Annotated in this window: 7 protein-coding genes; 3 read left to right on the top strand and 4 right to left on the bottom strand. The window is 69.5% G+C overall.

The window, feature by feature from the left end; translation table 11 throughout:
- From AF1_RS30850 to murA, 3 genes are all read right to left on the bottom strand, one after another.
- The coding region (locus AF1_RS30850; protein WP_067807434.1) for an FAD-dependent monooxygenase at positions 1-1,116 on the bottom strand (1,116 nt) is incomplete at its 3' end.
- A 108-nt stretch (positions 1,117-1,224) separates the two neighbouring features.
- Positions 1,225-2,118, bottom strand: a complete 894-nt coding sequence (locus AF1_RS30845) for a hypothetical protein (protein WP_067807431.1) — start codon at positions 2,116-2,118, stop codon at positions 1,225-1,227.
- Between the two features lie 94 nt (positions 2,119-2,212).
- Positions 2,213-3,514 carry a UDP-N-acetylglucosamine 1-carboxyvinyltransferase gene (murA, locus tag AF1_RS30840; RefSeq protein WP_067807428.1) on the bottom strand — a complete coding sequence of 434 codons (1,302 nt, stop codon included), beginning with the start codon at positions 3,512-3,514 and terminating at the stop codon, positions 2,213-2,215.
- A gap of 329 nt (positions 3,515-3,843) precedes the next feature.
- Between murA and AF1_RS30835 the strand changes: the two genes are divergently transcribed.
- A complete protein-coding gene (locus tag AF1_RS30835; protein ID WP_242609063.1) occupies positions 3,844-4,506 on the top strand; it encodes a class I SAM-dependent methyltransferase in 663 nt (220 codons plus the stop codon).
- Here the strand turns inward: AF1_RS30835 and AF1_RS37155 are convergent.
- Positions 4,491-4,634, bottom strand: coding sequence for an ATP-binding protein (locus tag AF1_RS37155; protein WP_407642262.1), 144 nt, complete (start codon positions 4,632-4,634; stop codon positions 4,491-4,493). The two genes, AF1_RS30835 and AF1_RS37155, sit on opposite strands and share 16 nt — an antisense overlap.
- Positions 4,635-5,000: 366 nt before the next feature.
- Here AF1_RS37155 and AF1_RS30825 point away from each other — a divergent pair, with 366 nt between their 5' ends.
- Together AF1_RS30825 and AF1_RS30820 are read left to right on the top strand one after the other, a co-directional pair.
- Positions 5,001-5,840 (top strand): IS5 family transposase, encoded by an 840-nt coding sequence (locus tag AF1_RS30825; protein WP_067807419.1) that lies wholly within the window; start codon positions 5,001-5,003, stop codon positions 5,838-5,840.
- A gap of 789 nt (positions 5,841-6,629) precedes the next feature.
- Positions 6,630-7,124 (top strand): tetratricopeptide repeat protein, encoded by a 495-nt coding sequence (locus AF1_RS30820; protein ID WP_067807417.1) that lies wholly within the window; start codon positions 6,630-6,632, stop codon positions 7,122-7,124.
- Positions 7,125-7,171: the final 47 nt, after the last annotated feature.

Here is a 7,171-nt window from a genome sequence, read left to right as displayed (position 1 = left end):
CCGGACATGCGCCGCCGCCCACGCCGCCGCGCCGCGCACCGCGCGCAGCCACAGCGGCTCGGCCAGCGCGAACCGCAGCAGCGCGCCGCTGCCGCGCAGCACCTGCCGCCCGACCGGATGCCGTTCCTCGTGGTAGCTGTCGAGCAGCCACGACGGCGCCCAGCCCTGCAGCTCGGCGGCCAGTTTCCAGCCGAGGTTCGCCGCGTCCTGCATCCCGGTGTTCATGCCCTGCCCGCCCGCCGGCGAGTGGACGTGCGCGGCGTCCCCGGCCAGGAACACCCGGCCCACCCGGTACCGCGGGACCTGCCGCTCGTCGCTGCGGAACCGGGACGTCCAGCGCGGGTCGCGCATGCCGTGGTCGGTGCCGAGCGCGCGGCGGGTCACCTCCCGCAGCTCGGCCATGTCGACGGGCTCGGAGTCGGGCGCCCGGTGCCGGCGGTTCCAGGCGATCACCCGATACCAGCCGTCGCCGAACGGGGCGAGGAACGCGAACGCGTCGCCGACCGCGCCGACGGTCAGCACGCCGGCGGGCGCCTCGTCCAGCCGGACGTCCGCGAGCATCACCGACCGCACCACCGCCTGGCCGGGGAACGGCAGCCCGAGCTCCCGCCGGACGGTGCTGCGGACCCCGTCCGCGCCGACGACGTACGACGCGCGGCGCGTCCCGGTCCCGCCGCCGGCCGTGCGGCACTCGACGTCCACGCCCGCCGCGTCCTGGCGGAGCCCGACGGCCTCGGTGCCGTACACGATCTCCGCCCCGGCCGCGAGCGCCCGTTCCTTCAGGACCCGTTCCGTCTCGTACTGCGGCGTGACGAGCACGAACGGGAAACGGCCCGGCAACCGCGAAAGGTCGAGGGCGGCCGAGCCGAGCAGCCGCAGCGCGCCCACCCGCTCCCCGGTGGCGATCAGCTCACCGGCGACACCGCGCGCGTCCAGCATCTCCAGGGTGCGGGCGTGCACGGCGAACGCCCGCGTCAGGTTGCTCGTCTCCGCCGCGCGGCGTTCCAGCACCGTGCAGCCGATGCCCGCCACGGCCAGGTCCCCCGCCAGCAGGAGGCCCGTCGGGCCCGCCCCCACGATCAGCACGTTCCCGGTCGGCCTTCCCGTGGGCGCCATCACGCTCCCCTCTCGACGGTCGGCCGGCGGCCCGGCCCTCGCCCAGGGAACACTTCCCACCAACCGCCCGTCCTCACCTACCCGGAGGCCCGATGCGGCAAGGGTTTCTCACCCCTGGGCGGGGTTCTTCCGCGCGCTCCGGTACCGGGTGTCGCGGGTCAGGATCGAGACGGCCTTGACGGTCGCGTAGCCGCGCCATTCCAGCCGGGCGGCCGGCGAGTAGCTGGCGAAGTCGACGAGCCACCCGCCGTCGCTCTGCTGTTGCTCGTCGAGACGCCGCAGTTCGGCCTCCACGACCTCGCCCTTGAACAGTGCCCTGGCCGGACGGCCGGGATAGGGCGCGAAGTCGAGCGGCCGCATCATCTCGCCCTCCAGGCCGCCTTGGACGTGCACGAGACCGTTCTCCGGGATGTGCTCACCGAGCAGAGCGATCGTTTCGCTGTCTTCCACGGCGTCGGCCAGCCAGAGCGCGAACGCAAGCTCCAGCGCGTGCAGCTCGTCCTTCGCCCGGATGGTGTCGAGGCAGTAGCGGGTGGCGCGGTCGAGCCAGGGATGCCTGGCCACGGCCCCATCATGAACGGCGACGCGCTGGGCCATCGCCGCGACCACCGCGGTGATCTGCAACGAGGACACCTCCGGGTCGGCGCCCGTCCAGAACGGCGCGCACCCGGCGGGATCGGGGATGGGCAGCGCGAAGGGGATGCCGCCGTCCGGCAGCGTCACCGACTCCAGCCAGTCGCAGAGCGCGACGGCCTCGGGAGCGGTCACGGGCGCCAGTTCCTCGAACACCTCGAACGCGTGCAGCGCCGGACCCGGCTGACTCGTCCGCGACCGCAGGTCGGGTTCGAGCCCGTGGCCATAGCCGCCGTCGGGGTTCCGGTAGGCGTTCAGCGCGGCCGGCAGGGCGTCCCTGTCGCCGTCACCGGTCAGCAGTTCGAAGCGGCGGCGGTCGAGCGGACGCGCGTGCATGGCCATGAAGTCCGATGCCCTGTCGAGGTTCATGACTCCAGCGTGACCGCCGGCGGCGCACTCGTCTTGCAGGTTTCGGCCATCAGGGGGCAAGGAACGGCTGCATCACCCGCGACCAGGTCGTCCGCTACCCCTCCTGCAGCGCGAGCCCCAGCGTCCGGAACTGCTCCACCGGACGGTGGTAGCCGCGCTCGATGTGGTGCACGCCCCTGAGCGTGGACGGCCCCTCCGCGACCGCCGCGGCCAGCACCGCCGAGAACCCGGCCCGGATGTCGGGCATGGTCACGTCCCCGCCCCGGAGCTTGGTGACACCCCGCACCACGGCCGAGTGCAGAGCCGCCGTGTCGTGATACCGGCAGGCCGGGCCGCCCAGGCACGTGTCGTAAACCTCGATCTCCGCACCCATGCTCTGCAGCGCGGGCACATACGCAAGCCGGTTCTCGTACACGGTCTCGTGCAGCACCGACATACCTTCGGCCTGTGTGAACAGGACCATCAGGGGTGTCTGCCAGTCCGTCGCGAACCCCGGATGGGTGTCGGTCTGCACCGCCGCGGGACGCAATCCGTCCGGCGCCGACGCCATGATCCAGTCATCGGTGATCTCGAACTGCGCACCCATGCGGGTCAGCGTCGTGATCGCGGTGACCAGCCGGTCCTGCGGGCAGCCGTGCACCCGCACCTCTCCCCCGGTGACGAGCCCCGCCACCAGGTAGGAGAACGCTTCGATCCGGTCACCGTCCAGCCGCGTCTGCGCGCCGCTCAACCGCTCGACGCCCTCGACGACGATCCGCCGGTCGGGCGCGAACGAGATCCGCGCCCCCATCCGCTGCAGGAACAGCGCCAGCTCGATGATCTCCGGCTCCGTCGCCGCGTTGCGGATGACGGTCTTCCCCTCCGCCCGTACGGCCGCGAGCAGGACGGTCTCCGTCGCGCCGACACTCGGATACGGCAGCTCGATGCGCGTCCCCACCAGCCGCGTCGCCCGCGCGTGGATCCCGTCCGCCGCATACGTCATCTCGGCGCCGAACGCCCGCAACGCGTCCACGTGGAAGTCGACGGGCCGCCTGCCGATCGGGTCGCCCCCGACCAGCGGCACGAACGCCTCCCCCGCCCGGTGCAGCAGCGGCCCCAGCATCAGGATCGGGATGCGGTTCAACCCGGTGAACGCCTTGCCGACGCTCGGGTCCGACACCGGCCCCGGCACGACCGTCACCTCACCGCCGGCCCGCTCCACGGACATCCCGACGTGCTCCAGCATCCCCGCCGTTATGCCGACCTCGCCGACGTCCGGCGCGTTGCCGATGGTGCTCGGCCCGTCCCCCAGCATCGCCGCGACCATGTGCTTGCTGACCGCGTTCTTCGCCCCCCGCACGGTCACGTCCCCGCGCAACGGCCCCGACGGCTCGATCTGCCAAACCTTCTCACTCACCCGAGCAGCCTACGGTGTCACCACCGCCCACCCGGTGGATTCGCCCCGATCCCGGCACGTCCGCCCCGGCCAGCGCCGGAGCGACGGCCGCCGGAGCCGCTGATTCGGCAGGTCGAGCGCGCATGGCGGCCATCACGGAACGATGATCCTGTCGCAGCCGTCCGCAGAGGTCCTGGCGTGAGCCTCCGAGGCCACCGGCTCACCAGTGCGGGGCCCGCCCGCCCCCTTGCCTGCGGCACACATGCTGCATGTCGGCGTACTCCTTGATGTGCAGAGCCGAGTACACGTAAATGCGGAGCTGCCTGGTGCGACCGATAACGTACTGGGTTGTGAAGGCTGAAGATCCCAAGGAACTGGTCCGGCGCGGATATGACCTGCTATCTGAACGTTACGAGCAGGAGTTCGCGGCCGACGGTAAGTACCAGTCTTGGATCGCGGAGCTATGTGAGCGGCTTCCCGCGCAGGCTGCGGTGCTGGACATCGGATGCGGCTGCGGCATACCGGTCGCTCGGGATCTGAGTGATGCAGGCCATCGTCTCACCGGGATCGACATCAGCGAGGTTCAGATCCGTCGGGCTCGCGTGCTGGTTCCCGGCGCCGCCTTCATGCACGGTGATGTCACAACCGTGGAGTTCGCGCCCGCGTCGTTCGACGCGGTGGTGGCGATGTATACATTGATCCACATCCCTTTGGAGCAGCAGCGACTGTTGCTGGAACGGATCGCTGCCTGGCTGCGCCCTGGTGGATGGTTCCTGGGCACCATGGGGCATCTCGCGTGGACGGGGACCGACAGCGACTGGCTCGGCAGCGGGGTTGCCATGTGGTGGAGCCACGCCGACGCGGCCACCAACCGGGACTGGATCACACGGTCTGGTCTGATCGTTCAGGCTGAGGAGTTCGTTCCTGAGGGCGATAGCGGCCACGTCCTGTTCTGGGCTACCTCCCCTGATGACGGAACAGAGTCGCCGGCATCGCCTCACCAAACTGGATGACGTCTATGAAATCTCATCCGGCGGCGGTGGCTTCGGTCATCCGGTTCTTGAGCCGGGTGGCTGGGGCCGTTGATCGCGAGGACTTCGCAGTGATGCGGGAGGCGGTCGAGGATGGCGGTGGCCAGCACTTCGTCGCCACCGCCGAGGGCTGTGCCCAGGCCGCCCTGGCGTGTTCCGCCTCGGCAAGCCCACGACGCCAGTGCACGAAACGGGAGATCGCGGAGCGACGGTCTGAGAGGACGTTTGATCCTGAAATTTGGTGATAGGTGACGATCCTTGTGTGCGGCGACCTCGCTCGGAGAACAACACGGGAGCCGGTTGAGACAGGCGAGGCAAGAGCGGTACTTCCGGAGCCATGTTTATGGCTGTTCGTCTGTCTCATCCCAAAATGAGAGCCCGCGTCTGGTTTTGCGGATGGCCACGGCGGTCTGACCTGTACGACCTGACGGCCGCGCCCGTGGCCCACGGCATCCACCCGGCATTACGCCCCTACCATGACCGAACGCCTCCGCCACCCCAGCGACCCGTCCGACGCCCGCTGGGAGCTCATCGAACCGATCCTGACCGCCCGGCGCGACCGGCGCCGCGCCGGGGTCCTGGACATCGGCCGTCCACACGAACATGACCTGCGCACCATCATGGACGCGATCCTCTATGTCGATCGCACCGGCATCCCCTGGCGCCACCCGCCCCACGACCACCCGCCCCGGCAGACGGTGCACGGCCACTTCCGCCTCCGGCGCGACGATGAGATCTTCACGCGGATCTCCGGGCCGTTGCACCGCCCGGTGCGCATGCACAAGGGCCGCGCCGCCGAGCCCCCGGGCGGCGTGATCGACACCCAGAGCATCAAGACCTCCAGCAACGTCCCGGACTCCGACCAGAGCATCGACGCCGCCAAGAAGATCGTCGGCCGCAAACGCAGCATCGTGGTCGACACCCTCGGACTCCTGCTGACAGTCCTGGTCACCGCCGCCTCCGTCCAGGACCCGGTCGCCGGCACCACCCTGATCGATCAGATCGCCACCCACCATCCCAGCGCCCGCAAGACCCGGGTGGATGGCGGCCACCGCCAGCACCTGGTCGAACACGCAGCCACCCGCGGCATCGACATGCAGATCGTCCAACGCGATCCCAGGACCCGCGGCTTCACCCCACTGCCACGCCGCCGGGTTGTCGAGCGCACCCTCGGCCGGCTCATGCTCCACCGCCGCCTCGCCCGTGACCACGAGACCCTGCCGAGCAGCTCCCAAGCCATGATCCACATAGCCGCGATCGACCTGATGAGCCGCCGCCTCACCGGCGAAGCCACTCTCACCCGGCGCGGAACCTGACCCGGAATCAAACAGAATCCACAGGATCAAACGCCCTCTGAGACACAGCCAGACGATGGTCGCGCCGGTGCAAAATGTGTGGGATGGCACCGACGCGACCATGGCTCTGACCGCTGTCGAGCAATCCGATCTTGCCTCAGCTGAGGTTGCACGAGCGTTGCGTCCCCGCGGGTATCGCCTGTCCGTGGCGTCACCTGGGCGTCCTGCGGGTAGACAGTCTCGGGGTCGCCGCCGACCTTTGCCGAGAGTGGTGAAGTCTCAGCGGTCCCGAGGACCGAGGTGACGCCTTCGGATTGCCCGAGACACCTTTCCCGTGCCGGGACATTCTCCCGGAAAGCACGAGGAGCTCCTCGTCACCGGCCACACAGAATGCCTGCGCGTGCTGCGAGAGCAGGACACGCACCACCGCTGACGGAATTCCACCGTATGCGCCCACGTTCCCGACGCTGCCAGCGCGGGACCGCCCTGAGCATCGCGTTCATCGAGACCTCGTCGGCAATGCCTTCGCGCCGGGCCGGATCGGACAATACCGGCCGAGGGTCGAGGTCCTCACCACCGGACTCTCATCCGACTTTCAGCGCCAGCTCGCATGTCTGTCTCGGCGCTTCCTCCGCACGGATTGAGCTGTGCGTGCTCCTGCGGGAGCTCCCCGTGCTGTCCCAGTGCGCGCCTGCACCAGACGCCGGACGAAGTCCTCTGGAACACATCGGCCACCATCCGAGGACCGGCTGAACTCTGGCGCGAGCTCACCCCGCATACGCACATCCCGGGGGCCTTATCCTTTGGTCCATGATCCATCCGGGGCCGGGCTGGGAACGGCGGATAGCCGATCTCTGGGCCGCTTTCGACGACCACACGCCCACGGGCTTCCTTGAAAAGATCATGGAACTGACCGGCGAACTCCCACCTGGCAACGCCGTCGCCGAATACGAGTTGGCTTCCGCACATGACTCCATCGGCAACGAGGAAGAGGCGGCACTCCACTACCGGCGGGCTTTCGCCGCCGGGCTGGACGGGCCTCGCCGCCGCCAGGCCACAATCCAGTTCGCCAGTACCCTCCGGAACCTCGGCCAGGCCGAGGAGAGCGTGGCCCTTCTTGCTGCGGAACGAGATGCCGGCTCCGATGACCTCGACGACGCCGTCACCGCATTCTTGGCGCTCGCGCTCACCGATGTCGGACGCGAACGGGAGGCTGCAGGGCTCGCACTCGAAGCACTGTCACGGCATCTGCCCCGCTACAACCGTTCGCTCTTCAACTACGCGAAAAAGCTGCTGGAAAACTGAAAACCCCAGAAATGAGAAGGGCCCCGCCGGTAACGGCGGGGGCCCCC

This window comes from Actinomadura formosensis NBRC 14204, from assembly GCF_001552155.1.
Classification (GTDB): Bacteria; Actinomycetota; Actinomycetes; order Streptosporangiales; family Streptosporangiaceae; genus Spirillospora; species Spirillospora formosensis.
The sequence above is the reverse complement of the archived record's forward strand: the minus strand, read 5'-3'. Positions and strand labels throughout refer to the sequence as shown.

What these genes read in the sequence shown, in the direction of transcription:
- AF1_RS30820 (WP_067807417.1), top strand. Translation starts at nt 6,630, where the DNA reads ATGATCCATCCGGGGCCGGGCTGGGAACGGCGGATAGCCGATCTCTGG.
- AF1_RS30845 (WP_067807431.1), bottom strand. Translation starts at nt 2,118, where the DNA reads ATGAACCTCGACAGGGCATCGGACTTCATGGCCATGCACGCGCGTCCG.
- AF1_RS30825 (WP_067807419.1), top strand. Translation starts at nt 5,001, where the DNA reads ATGACCGAACGCCTCCGCCACCCCAGCGACCCGTCCGACGCCCGCTGG.